This window comes from Phenylobacterium sp. (assembly GCF_036723115.1).
Taxonomy (GTDB): Bacteria; Pseudomonadota; Alphaproteobacteria; order Caulobacterales; family Caulobacteraceae; genus Phenylobacterium.
On sequence record NZ_DAIMHV010000013.1, the window covers coordinates 21,681 to 37,073 of the forward strand.

Annotated in this window: 14 protein-coding genes and 1 tRNA gene; 5 read left to right on the plus strand and 10 right to left on the minus strand. The window is 69.3% G+C overall.

Going from position 1 to position 15,393, the window contains the following annotated elements; genetic code table 11:
- Window positions 1–84 precede the first annotated feature (84 nt).
- Window positions 85–951: a PfkB family carbohydrate kinase gene (locus V7D28_RS03050; protein ID WP_333585885.1), complete on the plus strand. Its 867-nt coding sequence runs from the start codon at window positions 85–87 to the stop codon at window positions 949–951.
- Between the two features lie 18 nt (window positions 952–969).
- On the opposite strand, the gene phnE (V7D28_RS03055) is transcribed toward V7D28_RS03050, so the two are convergent.
- From phnE (V7D28_RS03055) to V7D28_RS03075, 5 genes are all read right to left on the minus strand, one after another.
- Window positions 970–1,788, minus strand: a complete 819-nt coding sequence (gene phnE / locus V7D28_RS03055; protein ID WP_333585886.1) for a phosphonate ABC transporter, permease protein PhnE — start codon at window positions 1,786–1,788, stop codon at window positions 970–972.
- Entirely contained in the window at window positions 1,788–2,681 is an 894-nt protein-coding gene (gene phnE / locus V7D28_RS03060) for a phosphonate ABC transporter, permease protein PhnE (RefSeq protein ID WP_333585887.1), read from the minus strand. The genes phnE (V7D28_RS03055) and phnE (V7D28_RS03060) overlap by 1 nt, the downstream gene beginning before the upstream one ends.
- Entirely contained in the window at window positions 2,678–3,532 is an 855-nt protein-coding gene (locus V7D28_RS03065) for a PhnD/SsuA/transferrin family substrate-binding protein (protein ID WP_333585888.1), read from the minus strand. The genes phnE (V7D28_RS03060) and V7D28_RS03065 overlap by 4 nt, the downstream gene beginning before the upstream one ends.
- Window positions 3,529–4,476 (minus strand): phosphate/phosphite/phosphonate ABC transporter substrate-binding protein, encoded by a 948-nt coding sequence (gene phnD / locus V7D28_RS03070; protein ID WP_333585889.1) that lies wholly within the window; start codon window positions 4,474–4,476, stop codon window positions 3,529–3,531. The genes V7D28_RS03065 and phnD overlap by 4 nt, the downstream gene beginning before the upstream one ends.
- 130 nt (window positions 4,477–4,606) lie before the next feature.
- Window positions 4,607–5,596 carry a sensor histidine kinase gene (locus V7D28_RS03075; protein WP_333585890.1) on the minus strand — a complete coding sequence of 330 codons (990 nt, stop codon included), beginning with the start codon at window positions 5,594–5,596 and terminating at the stop codon, window positions 4,607–4,609.
- A 412-nt stretch (window positions 5,597–6,008) separates the two neighbouring features.
- Between V7D28_RS03075 and V7D28_RS03080 the strand changes: the two genes are divergently transcribed.
- A tRNA-Asn gene (locus tag V7D28_RS03080) sits at window positions 6,009–6,084 on the plus strand.
- A gap of 75 nt (window positions 6,085–6,159) precedes the next feature.
- Here the strand turns inward: V7D28_RS03080 and V7D28_RS03085 are convergent.
- Window positions 6,160–6,600: a VOC family protein gene (locus tag V7D28_RS03085; protein WP_333585891.1), complete on the minus strand. Its 441-nt coding sequence runs from the start codon at window positions 6,598–6,600 to the stop codon at window positions 6,160–6,162.
- A gap of 228 nt (window positions 6,601–6,828) precedes the next feature.
- Here V7D28_RS03085 and V7D28_RS03090 point away from each other — a divergent pair, with 228 nt between their 5' ends.
- Window positions 6,829–7,896, plus strand: a complete 1,068-nt coding sequence (locus tag V7D28_RS03090; RefSeq protein ID WP_333585892.1) for an efflux RND transporter periplasmic adaptor subunit — start codon at window positions 6,829–6,831, stop codon at window positions 7,894–7,896.
- A gap of 22 nt (window positions 7,897–7,918) precedes the next feature.
- Window positions 7,919–11,134, plus strand: a complete 3,216-nt coding sequence (locus V7D28_RS03095; RefSeq protein ID WP_333585893.1) for an efflux RND transporter permease subunit — start codon at window positions 7,919–7,921, stop codon at window positions 11,132–11,134.
- Window positions 11,135–11,161: 27 nt separating this feature from the next.
- On the opposite strand, the gene V7D28_RS03100 is transcribed toward V7D28_RS03095, so the two are convergent.
- Both V7D28_RS03100 and V7D28_RS03105 read right to left on the minus strand, forming a co-directional pair.
- Window positions 11,162–12,997, minus strand: coding sequence for an ABCB family ABC transporter ATP-binding protein/permease (locus tag V7D28_RS03100; protein WP_333585894.1), 1,836 nt, complete (start codon window positions 12,995–12,997; stop codon window positions 11,162–11,164).
- The gene (locus V7D28_RS03105) at window positions 12,994–13,803 is read right to left on the minus strand and encodes a carboxypeptidase-like regulatory domain-containing protein (RefSeq protein ID WP_333585895.1); all 810 of its coding nucleotides are present in this window, start codon (window positions 13,801–13,803) and stop codon (window positions 12,994–12,996) included. The genes V7D28_RS03100 and V7D28_RS03105 overlap by 4 nt, the downstream gene beginning before the upstream one ends.
- Window positions 13,804–13,880: 77 nt before the next feature.
- Between V7D28_RS03105 and V7D28_RS03110 the strand changes: the two genes are divergently transcribed.
- On the plus strand, window positions 13,881–14,489 hold the full coding sequence (locus V7D28_RS03110; RefSeq protein WP_333585896.1) for a TIGR00730 family Rossman fold protein: 609 nt from the start codon (window positions 13,881–13,883) through the stop codon (window positions 14,487–14,489).
- Window positions 14,490–14,545: 56 nt separating this feature from the next.
- Here V7D28_RS03110 and dksA read toward each other — a convergent pair whose 3' ends face one another.
- Entirely contained in the window at window positions 14,546–14,971 is a 426-nt protein-coding gene (gene dksA, locus V7D28_RS03115; RefSeq protein ID WP_333585897.1) for an RNA polymerase-binding protein DksA, read from the minus strand.
- Between the two features lie 81 nt (window positions 14,972–15,052).
- The coding region (locus tag V7D28_RS03120; protein ID WP_333585898.1) for a flagellar assembly protein FliX at window positions 15,053–15,393 on the minus strand (341 nt) is incomplete at its 5' end.

Sequence of the window (15,393 nt, forward strand, 5' to 3'; positions counted from 1 at the left end):
AAGACCGCATTTGTCGGCGCCCTCGTCCGGCCCTGTCTCGCCCCCGTCACCACCGCCGGCTATGCGGGGCCAAAAGGGAGAGCCATGGCCCGTTTCCTGATCATCGGCGCGCTGGCGCTGGACCGTCCCATCCGGTTGGAGGCGTCGTTGCGCGTCGGCGGCCGGGTCGGCGGGGCGAGCCTGGAGGGGCGGCTGGCCGGCCGCCTGGGCGGCGGTGCGGCCAATGCGGGCGTGGCTCTGATGAAGGCCGGCCATCAGGTGAACGCCGCCAGCATTCTGGCCCAGGACAGCGAGGGCGCCGAGGCCCTGGCCCGGGCCGCCGCTGCGGGTCTCGATATCAGCCTCTGCGTGCGCCGCGCCGGGCGCAGCGCCACCACCCTCATTCTCATCGAGCCGGACGGCGAACGGCTGGTCATGGGCCTCGACCGCGATCGGGACATCGTCCTCCCGTCCTTGCCGCCGCCGCCGCCGCGGGGTGGGCCGGCCTTCGAGGCGGTCTTTATCCGTGCGGCCTATCCGGGCGCGGCGAACTGGGCGCGGCGGGGCGGGATCACCCTGCTGCACTGGCCGACGGCGGCCTATGACGGACCGGTGGATGTGGTTGTCGCTTCGGTGGACGACTTGCCGCCCGAGGTGCTGGCCGATCCCCTGGGGGCCGCCCGGGGGCGCCACGGCGACCAGGTGCGCTGGATCGTCCTGACCCGCGGGGCGGACGGCGCCCAGGCGGTGGGAGCGGAAGGTCGGGTCTCCTGCCCCGCCCCGCCGGCCAAGGTGGCCGACGCCACGGGCGCGGGCGACATCTTCGCCGCGGGCCTTCTGGAGGCGCTCGCCGCCGGCGCGCCGATGGACCGGGCCCTGGCCCATGCCTGCGCCTGGGGGGCGGCGGCGGTGGCGATGGAGGCGTCCGCGCCGCTGGACGCCGGGCCGGACAGCTTCGCCCCCTATCGCTAGGGGGCGTAAAGCAGAGGCTCAGGCCAGCCGCATCCGCAGCCAGCGCGAGAGGCTGTCCAGGGCGGCCACGGCGATCATGTAGAGCAGGATGATGAACGCCGCCTGGTCGAAGGCGAAGATGCGGATCCGCTCCTCCAGCTCGAACCCCACCCCGCCGGCGCCGACAATGCCCAGAACCCCGGCGTTGCGGAAATTGCCTTCCAGGAAGAACAGGGTCTGGCTGGTGGCCACGGGCGCGAACTGCGGGGCCAGACCGAAGCGCATAACCGCCGAGGGCGGCGCGCCGGCCGAGCGGACGCCCTCGATCGGACGCTGATCTGCATTCTCCAGAGATTCCGAGAACAACTTGGAAAGGTTGGGAATGTCAGCCAAGGCGAGCGCGATCACCCCGGCGAACGGGCCAAGGCCGAACGCCGACACCAGGATCAGAGCCCACACCAGGGCGGGCACGCCGCGGAAGATGTCCAGGAACCGGCGGAAGACGAAGTGGATCACCCCGTTGCGCACCACGGTCTTGGCGCCGATGATCCCCAGCGGCAGGGCCACGAGAGCGGCGATCACCGTGCCGGCGAAAGCCATGGCGAAGGTCTCGGCCAGGGCCTTGAGGATGCGAACCGTCTGCCCGCCGGAACTGGGCGGAACCATCTGGCCGAGGAACAGGCCGAGCTTGTCGAACCCTTTGGCCAGGGCGCCCGGCGCCAGTTGCAAATCGATGGCCATGGCGGTCAGCACCGCCAGACCCACAAGGGTCGCCGTAAGCCCCCGCAGCCGCTTGGGCCAGGCGGGACGAAAGGCGGTGGGCGCGATGGCCAGGGCCTGTTTCTGAAGCTCGCTCATCACGCGGACTCCAGGCCGATCAGCCGATGGCGGATGGCTTCAGAAGCCAGGTCAATCAGGGTGATCATTCCGATGATGATCAACAGGATGGCCAGATAGGTGTCGAATTCGGTGTAGGTGATGGCCCGCTGCAGTTCGAGGCCGATGCCCCCGGCCCCTACGATGCCAAGCGCCGCCGCGCCGGCGAGATTCCCCTCCAGCCGGATGAGGGCGTAGGAGGCGTAGTTGGGCAGGACCTGCGGCAGCACCCCGTAGCGGATCTTCTTGAGCGGCCCCGCCCCGCTGGCCTGCAAGGCCTCCAGTTGGCGGGGATCGATCTCTTCGTTGATCTCGGCGAACAGCTTTCCCAGACTGCCCAGGGTGGAGATGGTCAGGGTGAGCACGCCCGCCAGGGGGCCGACGCCAAACGCGGCCACCAGGATCAGGGCCATGATCAGGTCGGGCAGCGTGCGGATGGCCTCCAGGGTCCGGCGCACCACGAAGCGCACCGGCGCGAAGGGCATGAGGTTCTGGGCGCAAAGGAACGAGGCGCCCAGGGCCAGCACCGCGCCCAGGGCCGTGGCCAGAATGGCCATCTCCACGGTCTGCCAGGCCGACCGCAGCCAGAGCGGCAGGTCATAGAACCAGCTGTGCAGCGATCCCTCCGTGCGGCGATCGGCCAGCAGGGCCTCGGCTTTCAGGTCCGGGGTCATCCGCGTGAGGAAGTCGGCCATACGCCCCAGGGGATCGCCGCCGATGTCCGAGCCGAAGAACTGGCTGCGATGGAAGGAGACCACCAGCAGGACCGAGAAGATCAGCAGCCCGATCACGGCCTCCCCGCGTTGGCGCAACAGCAGCCGGCGCCGCTCGGCCTCGAAGGCCGCCACGGCGGGAGACGTCTGCAGCGCGCTCATGCGACGGGCCGTTCGCGCAGGACCAGGGCCTCGGCCTCAGCAGGCTCGAATTCAGCAGCCCCCGCGCGCCAGATCGCGCCGGCGAAGGCCTCGGGCGCCTCCAAGTGCATGGCCACATGGATCCCCACCAGACGGTGGCGCAGGGTCTGCTCCATATCCTTGCGCACGGCCAGGGCGCGGGTGGCCCGGGGCCTCTGGGTCCAGACCGGGCGCAGGTCGGCGCAGAGGTCGACGCCTGGGGCGTCGCCGCGGCAGAGCCTCTGCCAGGCCCCCACATGCAGCACCAGGGCTTCGGCCGAGCCTGAGCGCAGGCGGGCGGCGGCGTCTTCATGGTCGACGGCGACCGTCTCCGGCCCAAAGAAGCCCTCGCCGGCCCCATAATCGGCCAGCGCCGCCTTGGGGGCGTCATAGTGGGCGCGCAGTCGGCCGCCGAACACCACAGACCGCCCCGCCAGGTCGGCCAGGCTGCGATAGGAGCTGTCTGCGCGCACCGCCACCCGCACCGCCGTGCGGTTGAGGCCGCTTTCGGAGAGCAGGCTGAGGATCGCCCTCACCTGCCCCGCCACGGGGGCGTAGGACTCGCCGTCCAGGGGGGCCAGATCGACCTCCCCTTCGGCCAGGGCCGCCGCCGCCGCGGAAAGACCGGTGACGGGACAGGCTTCCACCACCTGGTCCAGGCGCTCTGCGAGCAGGTCATAATAGGCCCGCTCACCCTTCGGCGCCTCCGCCGGCAGGGGGCCGCATGGTCCGGCGGTTTCCGCCACCCGGGCGATCCTGAAGGGCGCGCCCGGGGTCTGGGCCTCTGCGGCGGTGGCCAGAAGCGCGGCCAGGGCGAGAACCAGCCGTTTCACGAGGCGTCTCCCCGGCGGCGACGGGCGATGTCCTCGGCCCGCAGCTGGATGATCTTGGCGTAATGCTCGCGGCTGATGGCGGTGAAGGCGGAGCCTTCGGGCTGGCCCAGATCGGAGAAGGTCTCGGGATCGTCATAGGGCAAGGCGGCCATGGCCCCGCGCACCGCGTCGACGAAGGCCTGGGGCCGGTCGGTTCGCACCACGATGGCGCTGTTGGGGATGGGGCCCGCCGTCCAGATCACCCGGAAGTCTTCCAGGTCCACCAGGCCCCGCCTCGCCATGGTGTAATGGGCGCCGGTGGTGAAGCCATGCTGCGGATCGCCGCCTCCGGCCTGGATGATGGTGGCGTCGAACTGGCCGTTCTCCAGGGCCATCACCGCCTGAGTATGGCCCCCGGCGAAGCTCGACTTGCCGAAGAAGGTGTCGGGGTCGACCCCCTGGTCGCGCATCACCGAACGGGGAAAGAGATAGCCCGAGGTGGAGTTGAAGTCGGTGTAGCCCAGGGTCTTGCCGCGCAGATCAGCGAGGCGGCGATAGGGGCTGTCGGCCTTCACCAGCAACGCCGAGTAGTATCCTGTGTCGCCCTCCGCCTGGCGGATGGTGAGAATCGGCGCGGCCCGTTCGCCCACCTGGGCATCCACATTGGCGTAACTGCCGCCCGCCAGGGTCGCCAGATCCACCTGACCGCTGGACAGCGCCTGGATGGTCCCGTTGTAGTCCGAGGACTCAAACAGCTTCACCGGCAGGCCCAGGGCCTGGGAAATGTAGGTCCGATAGGCCGTCAGCCGGCGGGTGATCATGGGATCATCCTCCGACCCGCGCACCGCCATGCGGACCTGGCCCATCTGTGCGCGCCAGTCCCCGTCGGCGGACTGGCCGCGTTCGCCGCAGGCGGCGAGGCTCAAGGCCGCCGCCGCCAGGATCACCCCGGCTCCAAGGCGCATGCGAGTACCCGATCGTCATCTGCCCCCGGGAGACCCCGGAACGGCGACGGGTTTCGCACCCGCACGTGAAACCGCGGTGACAGACGCTGAGGGGCGAGGCGTATGGACCGGCGACTTGTCCGGTCAGACTTCAGGGCTGCGAGCTGGGCGCGCCGGCGGGGAAGGACAGCCGGATGGTGGCTCCTGCGCCCGGCGGAAAGTCGAGGCTGCCGCCCAGCTGGCCGGCCAGGCTGTGCATGATGCTGAAGCCCAGGCTGCGGGAGCCTGCGGCCCCGCCAGCCACGGGGAAGCCCGGGCCGTCATCGGCGATGACAAGTTCGGCGCCCATCGCGCCGGACCGGCGAAGGGAAACGCAGATTTCGCCGTCCGGGCGATCGGCGAAGGCGTGCTTTATGGCGTTGGTGACAGCCTCGGCGATCAGCAGGGACAGCGTCACCACCTGGGGCGTCTCAAGACCGATATCCTCGGCCGCCACGACGCAACGCACCTGAGGCGCGCCAGCGGCGGCCACCATCTCGTCACACAGCGCCTGGAGACTGGCCTCAAGGCCCTGGTCGAGGGCCGCGGGATCATAGAGCCGGCGGTGGATCTGGGCCATGTTGGCCAGTCGCTCACGCGCTTCGTCCAGGGCCTGATGCGCCTCGGGATGGGCGATGGCGCGCTTCTTCAGCTGCAGCAGGGCGGCGACGAAGGCCATGTTGTTGGCCACCCGATGCTGCAACTCCTGGAACATGACACGCTGGCGCTCATAGAGCTGCGCGGTGAGGCCCTGCTCGGCGCTGAGGCGGGCCATGGCCCGGCGCATCATCTCAATGATGGTGATATCGACGCCGACGATGAAGACGTAGAAGACCAGCGCCAGGGCGGTGGGGGGATTGATCGCCAGACCCACCGGCGGGATGAAGAACCACCAGGCCGCAAAGCCCGACAGGACCGCACAGAGAATCCCCGGCCACAGACCCGCCACGAAGGCGGTCAAAATCACCGCCGGAAAAAAGGTCAGGTAGGGAAAGCCCGGCGGCAGAACGGGCTGAAGCACAAGACGGACATAGAAGGCCAAGGCGGCGCTGCCCACGGCGAGGCCATAGCCCAGAACCGGACGTTCCCTGATCGTCTTCATGACGCCCGTCTCGTCGCGGCCGCCTTCGCTTCCGCCCCCGTTTATCCGCCGTCACCCGACGGGAACCACCGAACCAGCCGAATCTCTATTGGGGGTTGAGAAGCTTGTCTATCCGGGTCCCGACAGTCCTGGCGGTCGCGCGACATTGCCCCCGCCCAGCCGGGCTCCGGCCCGCCGCGACGTTAACGCCCGCTTAACCATAAGCGCCGAACCTCCCCTGGTCTTCCTTGAAGACACCCCACCATCACCGACCTTCTCAAGCCCGGCCTCGGCCGGGCTCTTTTTTTGCCGCAAAGGACGATCCCTGTCGCGCCCAAGCGGGCAGAGGCCTGTGGAAAGTCGGAGAAAGTGCGTCACCGGAGGGTTGCACCCTGCTCCGCCCCGGCGTATACGCCGCGCCCTACGGTGCTGATCCCCGATAGCTCAGTTGGTAGAGCAGTCGGCTGTTAACCGACTTGTCGCAGGTTCGAGTCCTGCTCGGGGAGCCACCGCCTTGACGACGACCGCGTCGTCTCGCCTCCGATCATATCCTGATCACACAGCCTCAGGCGCGGGCCCTGGACTCACCAGGTTCCGGTGTTGGGCATGGAGGCCCAGGGCTCAGCCGACGGCAGGGCGTCGCCCGATTGCAGCAATTCCACCGAGATCCCGTCGGGAGAGCGGACAAAGGCCATACGGCCATCCCGCGGCGGGCGGTTGATCAGCACGCCGCCGTCCATCAGCCGCTGACAGGCGGCATAGATGTCGTCCACCTCATAGGCCAGGTGGCCGAAGTTACGGCCGCCCTGATAGTCCTCCGGATCCCAGTTGTAGGTCAGCTCCACCATGGGGGCCTTGCGGGCCCGGGCGGCGGCCTCGTCCCCCGGCGCGCAGAGGAAGACCAGGGTGAATCGGCCGCCTTGGTTCTCGACCCGGGAAACCTCGGACAGGCCAAGCTTGGCGCAATAGAAGTCGAGCGACGCCTCAAGGTCGCGGACCCGGACCATGGTGTGCAGATAGCGCATGGAAGCCTCCTGGCAGCTGGAGCGCCATAGAGACTCAAACCCGAGCCGGCGGCAAACCCGCTTCGCGCTGGCGCGGCCATAAGGTCGCACATGCCCCGGAAATCGAACGTGTCCGCAATTTCATTTGCGTGGCCATGTCGCCCCGCGCACAACCAGGGCGTCATCTCATGGAACGTGGGAATGTGGCCGGCCGAGTGTCAGCTCGACGGCGGGGGGAAAGTTCGAGGCATGCGTCTGAAGGCGTCTCATCTGTTCATTCTGGGCGGGCTGGGCCTGCTCATCCTGTATTTCGTGATCCGCAGCGTGATGGGCGCCGTCGCCGGCCCCAAGGTCGAGGCCGCCCCTCCGGCTGAGGCGCCGCCGCCCCAGGTTCAGGTGGCGATGGTCGAGGAGAGCATCCAACCCTACGTCGTGCGCCTGCGGGGCCGCACCGCAGCGGCCCGCGCCGTCGTGGTCCGGGCCGAAACGGCCGGCGTCGTCGCCGCTACGCCCACCCCCGAAGGCGCCGTGGTGGCCCGCGGAGCCATCCTCTGCCGCCTTGCGGTGGACGCCCGGCAGGCCACCCTGGATCAGGCCCGCGCGGCCCTGCGCTCGCGCGAGCTGCGCCGTCGGGCCTCCGCCACCCTGGCCGAGCAGGGCTACCGCTCCGAGACCCAGGTGCTGCAGGATCAGGCCGAACTGGACGCCGCCGCGGCGGCGGTGCGTCAGGCCGAAATCGCCCTCGACCAGGTCAATATCCGCGCCCCCTTCAGAGGCGTCTTCGACAGCCGCGACGCCGAGGTCGGGACCTATCTGTCCCCGGGTCAGCCCTGCGGCTCGCTGATCGAGCTGGACCCGCTGCTGATCGTCGGCAACGTGCCGGAAACCGAGGCCGGAAGAATCCGGATCGGCGAGACGGCGACGGCGACCCTGGTCTCCGGCGAGACCCTGAGCGGGACGGTGCGCTACGTGGCCCGCGACGCCGACGCCGACACGCGCACCTATCGGCTCGAAGTGACGGCCCGCAATCCGCGGCTCGCCGTGCGGTCGGGCCTGTCGGCCGATGTTCGCGTCTCCACCGCCTCGGGTCCCGCCCATCTGGTGCCCCCCTCGGCCCTGGTTCTGGACTCCGAAGGGCGGCAGGGCGTCCGCCATGTGGTCCAGGGGGACGTGGTGGCCTTCACCCCGGTCCAGGTCATGTCCGAAGGGCCCGAGGGCCTCTGGGTGCGGGGCCTGCGCGGTCAGGTCCGGCTGATCACGGTGGGCCAATCCTATGTCGACCAGGGCCAGAAGGTCCGGGTCGCCCTGGCTCAATAGCGACCGGCAGGAGCTGAAGCCCATGATCGGTCCGCTTATCGACGGCGCCATCAAGCGCCGGAAGGTCGTCCTCGGGGTCGCCCTGATCGCCAGCCTGTTCGGCTTCTTCGGCTATGTCGCCATGCCGCGGGAAGCCAATCCAGACATCGACTTCCCCTTCGTCTCGGTGGTTGTCCCCTACCCCGGCGTCAGCCCGGAAGACGCCGAGCGCCTGCTGGTCAAGCCGCTGGAGGTCGAACTTCAGGCCATTGAGGGCATCAAGGAGATGAACGGTGTCGCCCGCCAGGGCATGGGCGCCATCAACCTCGAGTTCGAAGCGGACTTCAACAAGGACCGCGCGCTGGCCGAGGTGCGGGCCAAGGTCGACCTGGCCCGGGGTCGCTTCCCCCCGGACGCCGAAGAACCGATCATCGAAGAGGCCAACTTCAGCGGCGAGCCGATCCTGGGGATCGTGCTCTCGGGCGCAGCGCCCGAGCGCGAGCTCTATCGCATCGCCCGAAGTCTGCAGGATCAGCTGGAAAGCACGCCCGGCGTGCTCGAGGTGTCGCTGAACGGCGGCCGCCAGGAACTGCTGGAAGTCACCATCGATCCCCTGCGGATGGAGGCCTACAACATCACCACCGGCGAGCTCGCCCAGGTGATCGGCCGCAACAACCAGCTGGTGCCGGCGGGCAATCTGCGCTCGGGCGGCGGCCAGTTCGCTGTGAAGGTCCCGGGCGTCGTGGAGCGGCCGGAAGACATCCTGCGCCTGCCCATCAAGCGCCAGGGCGACCGGGTCATCACCGTGGGCGACGTGGGCGAGGTGCGCCGCACCTTCAAGGAGCCCAACTTCATCACCCGCTTCAACGGCGAGCGGGCCATGTCGCTGGAGGTGGCCAAGCGCAGCGGCTCCAACATCCTCGACACGGTCGCCGGCATCCGCGCGGTGGTGGACGAGGAAAAGGCCAACTGGCCCGAGACGGTGAAGGTGGCCTACACCTTCGACGAAAGCGATTTTATCGAGCGCACGCTCGTGGTGCTGGAGTCAGGCCTGCTCATCGCCACCTTCCTGGTGATGATGATCATCGTCTTCAGCCTGGGCATTCGCCAGGGGCTGATGGTGGGGGCGGCCATCCCCACCTGCTTCATGCTGGCCTTCCTGATGCTCAACGCCACCGGGGTCACGCTGAACCAGATGGTGATGTTCGGCCTCGTCCTGGCCGTCGGCATTCTGGTGGACGGCGGCATCGTGGTGGTGGAGTACGCCGACCGGAAGATGGCCGAGGGCATGCCCCGGGAAGAGGCCTTCGCCGCCGCCGGCAAGCGGATGTTCTTCCCGGTGCTGAACGGCACCCTGACCACGCTGTGCGCCTTCCTGCCGTTCATGTTCTGGAACTCGATTCCCGGGAAGTTCATGAGCTTCCTGCCCTTGACGCTCATGTACGTCCTGGGGGCCTCCATTTTCGTGGCGCTGATCTTCACCCCGGCCCTGGGCTCGATCTTCGGGCGCAAGGCGGGCGTCGACGCCCATCACCTGGCCGAGATCGAGAAGTCCGAGCGCGGCGACCCCCGCGAGATGTCCGGCTTTATGGGCTGGTACGCGCGCACCCTGTGGCGCCTGGGCGAGGCGCCGACGCGCACCTTCGCCGGCACCTTCCTGATCGTGGCGGCCATCGTCGTCTGGTTCGGCGCCAGCACCCATCGCACCGAGTTCTTCCTGGACCAGGATCCGGAATGGGCCTCGGTCTATGTGAAGGCGCGCGGCAACCTCTCGCCGGAGGCCCACGACGTCATCGTTCGCCAGGTCGAGAACCGGCTGCTGGGCGTCAAGGGCGTCGATTCGATCTACACGCGCTCGGGCGCCACCAGCCCGGGCGGCGGCGGCGGCGGAGGGCCGCCCAATGACACGGTGGGCCGCCTGCAGGTGGACTTCGTCGACTTCGAAGAGCGCGTGGCCGCCGGCCTGCGCGGCGCCGACATCATCGCCGCCGTCCGCAAGGAGCTGACCGACCTGCCGGGCATCCAGATCGAGGTGCGCGAACCCCAGGGCGGGCCGCCCGTGGGCAAGGACATCCAGGTGGAGCTGCGGGGCAACAACCCCGAGACTCTGAATGCGGCCGCCGACCTGGTCCGCGCCAGGCTTGCCGCTGATCCCGACCTCTATGAGCTGGAGGACAATCGCACCTCGCCGGGCATCGAGCTCAATCTCGCCGTCGACCGCGAAGCCGCCGGCCGGTACGGGGTCGACGTGGTCAGCGTGGGCCAGGCCATCCAGTTCGTCACCGGCGGGGTGCTGGTGGGCCGTTTCCGCCCTGACGACGCCGAGGACGAGCTCGACATCCGCGTGCGCTTCCCGCCGGAAGCGCGGAACATGGCGGCCTTCAACGACCTGAAGATCTCTACCGCCCTCGGTCCCGTGCCGGTGAGCTATTTCGTCGAACAGGCGCCGGCCCAGCAGGTCACCACCATCCAGCGCCGCGACGGCCAGCGCCTGGTGATCGTCCAGGCCAACGCCCGGGACGGGGTGGCCGCCAACCAGAAGATCGCGGCCCTGCGCCCCTGGCTGGAAGAGGCCGACATCGCCAACGATGTGCGCTGGAAGTTCTCCGGCGCCGACGAAGAGGGCCAGGAGGCCGCCCGCTTCTTCGTCACCGCCATGGCCGTGTCGCTGTTCCTGATGGGCGTGATCCTGCTGTGGCAGTTCAACAGCTTCTACGGCGTCTTCGTGACCCTCTCAGCGGTGGCCCTGTCCACGGTCGGTGTGTTGCTGGGGGTCCAGGTGAACTTCCTGGGCACGTTCAACTATATCTCGGTGATCATGCTCGGCACCGGCATCGTCGCCCTGGCCGGCGTGGTGGTGGGCCACAACATCGTCCTGGTAGACACCTATTATCAGCTGCGGCGCTCAGGCTATGCGGCCGACGACGCCGCCGTGCGCGCCGCCACCCAGCGTTTCCGGCCGGTGATCCTGACCACCGTGGTGACTGTGGTGGGCCTGCTGCCCCTGATGTTCCAGCTGCACCCCAACTTCCGCAGCGGCCATATCGAGTACCAGGCGCCGGGCTCGGAATGGTGGGTCCAGCTCTCGGCGTCGGTCGTCTGGGGGCTCTCGTTCGCCACGCTGCTCACCCTGGTCCTGACGCCCGTGATGCTGGCCGCGCCCAAGGTCTATGGCGAGCGGCTGGGCCGTCTGATGGGGCGCAGGCGTCACACGACAGAAGCCCCGCCGCCGGCTGACGGGGTCGAACCGGCGGTCTGAGCCCCTTTCGGAAGCTCTGCGCCGGGCTCAGCGCTGTCGGGTCTGGCGACGCCACAGGGCGGCGTACTCGCCGCCCTGGGCCAGCAGGTCCTCGTGGGCGCCCATCTCCACCACCCGGCCCCGGCGCAGCACCACGATCAGGTCAGCGTCGACGATGGTGGAGAGGCGGTGAGCCACCACAAGCGTCGTGCGGCCCGCCCGGGCGCGGCGCAGGGTCGCCTGGATCGCCTCCTCGGTGCGTCCGTCGAGGGCGCTGGTGGCCTCGTCCAGGATCAGCAGGCGGGGATCGGCCAGCAGGGCGCGGGCAATGCCCACCCGCTGACGCTCGCCGCCCGACAGCTTGAGGCCCCGCTCCCCCACCAGGGTGTCGAGGCCCTCGGGCAGGCCGTCGATGAAAGCCCCCAGTTCGGCCTGATCCGCCGCGGCGCGGACGGCCGCCTCGCCAGCCTCGGGACGACCAAATCCGATATTGGCCCGCAAGGTGTCGTTGAAGAGCGCCACGTCCTGCGGCACCAGGGCGATGGCCCGGCGCAGGGCCGCCTGCCGCACCCGGCGCAGATCGACACCGTCCAGAAGAACGGCGCCGGCCTGGGGATCGATCAGCCGCAGCGCCAGACGCACTGCGGTTGTCTTGCCCGCGCCTGACGGCCCCACCAGAGCGACCGTGGTCCCCGGTTCGGCCACGAAGCTGAGATTGAGCAGGCCCTGGCTGCGGGCGTCATGACGGAAACCCACCTCGCGGAACTCCAGCCGCGCCCCCCCGGGCGAGGCCGGCGGCAGATCGGCGGCATCCGGCGCCTCGACGATGTCCGGCGTCCGCTCGGTCAAGGCCACGAGCTGCTCCATGTCGATGAAGCCCTGACGAATCTCCCGGTAGTTGAAGCCCAGCATGTTCAGGGGCGCGTAGATGCCGGTCAGCAGCAGCACCGCCATGGTGATGTCGCCGATCTGCATCTGTCCCTGGGAGACGCCCAATCCGGCCAGCACGGTCATCAGCGCCAGGCCGAGATTCAGAATCACCGCCTGCGCGCCGTTGAGGATGGAGAGCGAGGTGTTGGCCTTGACCGCCGCGCCCACATAGCTGGCCAGGGCGCGCTCATAACTCGCCACGGCGCGGCTTTCGGCCCCGAAGGTCTTCACGGTCTCGAAGTTGATCAGGGCGTCCACCGACAGCCCCGCGGCGCGGGAATCGGCCTCGTTCAGCTCCCGGCGGTGGTTCAGCCGCCAGTCGGTGATCTTGAAGGTGATGAGCGCATAGATCACCACCGTTACGAAGGCGGTCAGGGCGAAGCGCCAATCCAGCCGGACCACCATGACGCCCATGGCCAGGACCAGCTCCAGGGCCGTGGGGCCCAGGTTGAACACCACGCTGCGCATCAGGAAGTCGGTGGAGCGCGCGCCCCGTTCGATAATCCGTCCCAGGGCGCCCGTCTGCTTGCTCTGGTGGAAGTCCAGCGACAGGGACAGGGCGTGGCCGAAGCCCTCCACGGCGGCCCGGGCCATGGTCGCCTGGGCCACAACGGTGAAGATGGCGTCGCGCACATAGGGGGCGCAGGCCGCCACCATCCGCAGGCCCGCAAAGGCCAGGGCAAGGCCGAGAAAGCCCGCCCCCAGGGTCACGACGCCGCCTGCGACCGAAAGCGTGTTGATCGCCTCGCCCAACATGACCGGCGCGCTCACCGCCGCTAGCTTGCCCACCAGGACCAGCACCACCGAGGCCGCCAGGCGCAGGGGCAGTTGCGGCGCGCCCGAGCGCATGACCAGACGGCCGAGATCGCGCAAGGCGCGGCTGGGCGAGAAGCCTCCGGCCGCCGCCGCACCCGCAGGCGATGCGCGCCGCCCCGCCAGCCCCTGGACGCTCATGCCGCCGGCTCAATCAGAAGCGTGGACTGGACCCCGCCGCCGGGCGTCAGCCAATCGATCCGCGGGCCATAGGGGGTGGGAGTGAGCTGGAAGGCGCCCCGCGCCGGCGCCGGACCCGGGGTGGCGTCGATGGCCGCGGCGAGGCCGAAGCCCTCACCCTGAATCTCGATGCGGTGCGGCCCCGGCGGCACCGGCGCGCCGAATGGCAGGCTGAACCGTCCCTCGGCGTCGGCGCGTCCATTGGTGGTGACCGGCCGGCCATCGATGCGGACGGTGAAGCTCGCCTCCGGCGGCGCCCGACCCGAAACCACCGCGCCGCCATCCTCGTCGAAGTCGAAGGCGTTCAGCACCGGCTCCGCGCCGCCGCCCACCACCACCGCGCCGGCCCCGGCGCGCAGGCGGACGAGACGACCGTCGGGCAGGATCAACTGATAACCTTCGGCCTGGACCGTGCGCGCCTCGGAGATCATGGAGAGGCCAAAGATCCGCGCCTGCCCGCTGGGCGGCAGGTTGAGGGTCCAGGCCCCATCCTCGCCGGCCTCCGTCAGAACCTCCTCGCCCTCCGGCGTGGCCAGCCGCACGCGCGCCTGAGGCGCAGCCGCGCCCAGCACCACGACGCCGGCTTCGCCAGGAATGAGGCGCAGGATTTTTGGCGGGTCCACATAGGCGGCCGTCCGGGGCGGATCGCGCCCCAGGGCGGGGTTGCGGCCAGCGGGGGCCTCCCCGCAGGCGGCCAGCCCCGCCCCGAGGACCATGACCAGGGCGAGGGTCTTCGCCGTGCAGCGTCCGGATGTCGTCTTGATCACCTTCACCTGTCGCCCTAGCTAGTCCCATTCCCCGGCGCCCTAGGGCCAGCCGATCACTCCCCGGAGGCGCAATCCCCATGGGCGCATCGCCCGATCGCATCGAGTCCGTCTGTGTCTTCTGCGGGTCGTCCGACGCCGCCGACCCCGCCTACCTCGCCGATGCGGCGCGCTTCGGCAAGCTTCTGGCCCAAGAGGGCCGCCGGCTGGTCTATGGCGGCGGGGGCGTGGGCCTGATGGGCGCCTGCGCCCGAGCGGCGCACGAGGCCGGCGGCGACGTCCTCGGCGTCATCCCCCAGTTTCTCACCAGCCGCGAACGGGCGCTGGACGTGGTCAAGACCGTGGTCGTCCGCTCCATGCACGAGCGCAAGCAGATCATGTTTGAGCGGTCGGACGGATTCGTCGTCCTGCCCGGCGGCATCGGCACCCTGGAGGAGATTATCGAGCTTCTGTCCTGGCGACGCCTGGAGCTGCACCGCAAGCCGGTGGTCTTCTACAGCCCTGGCGGCTTTTGGGACCCGCTGTTCGTCCTGTTGCAGCACACGGTAGAGGCCAGGCTCACCCCGGCCGACTTCATGCAGAGCTGGTCGGTGGCCACCCAGGTGGAGGATATCCTGCCCCTGATGGCCGGACGCCTGCGGGCTGGCGATGATGATGAGGCGCCCGCGGCCACGCGTCGGGTGACCTGAGGGCTTGAAAGGCCGCGGGCGGCCCCATGAAGGAACCGCCCGCGCCGGAAATTCGGTCAGTCGTCGCGATGAACCCGTTCGCGGCGCTCGTGCCGCTCCTGGGCTTCCAGACTCAAGGTGGCTATGGGCCGCGCCTCCAGCCGGGCGAGGCCGATGGGCTCGCCGGTTTCTTCGCAATAGCCGTAGCTGCCGTCCTCGATGCGACGCAGGGCTTCGTCGATCTTAGAGATCAACTTACGCTGGCGGTCGCGGGTGCGAAGCTCAAGCGCCCGATCAGTCGCCGACCAGGCGCGGTCGACGTCGTCAGGCAGATTTTCTGTTTCATTCTGGAGGTGAGAGAGCGTCTCGCGGGATTCGCGGAGAATCTCTTCCTTCCAGTTCATGAGCTTCTGCCGGAAATACTCGATCTGGCGCTCATTCATGAACTCTTCGTCCTCAGACGGACGATAGGAGTCCTCTTTAGCCAAAACAGTGGCAGACATCTGTTACCTCACGCCCCTGGACTAATCCCCGGAACTTGGGAGGCGGCTGTATAGCAGAACGTCGGCATCATTCAACGCGTCTCAACCAGACGTGTGAGCGGCCCGCGCCCGGGCCACGTCGAGCTTGGCCAACTCCACGGCTGCGCGGGTTTCGATCTGGTCCAGCAGAGCCTCCAGTTCCGGGTCCTCCGTCTGGTCGCGCTCGGCGCGGATGGCGCGGCTCAGGCGGTCCATCTGCGCCACCGACAGCTGGCCGTCCATCAGGGCCAGTTTCACTTCGTCTAGCACATCGAGAATGCGGCCGGCCCGGCCCACGGCGCGCCGGCGCCGCTCCAACGGCCCACCCGCCTCCTGCAAGGCCAGCAGGGCGCCGAGACCCGCCACGGCCGTGACCGACGCCGCCGGGCTGGTCGATCCCGCCG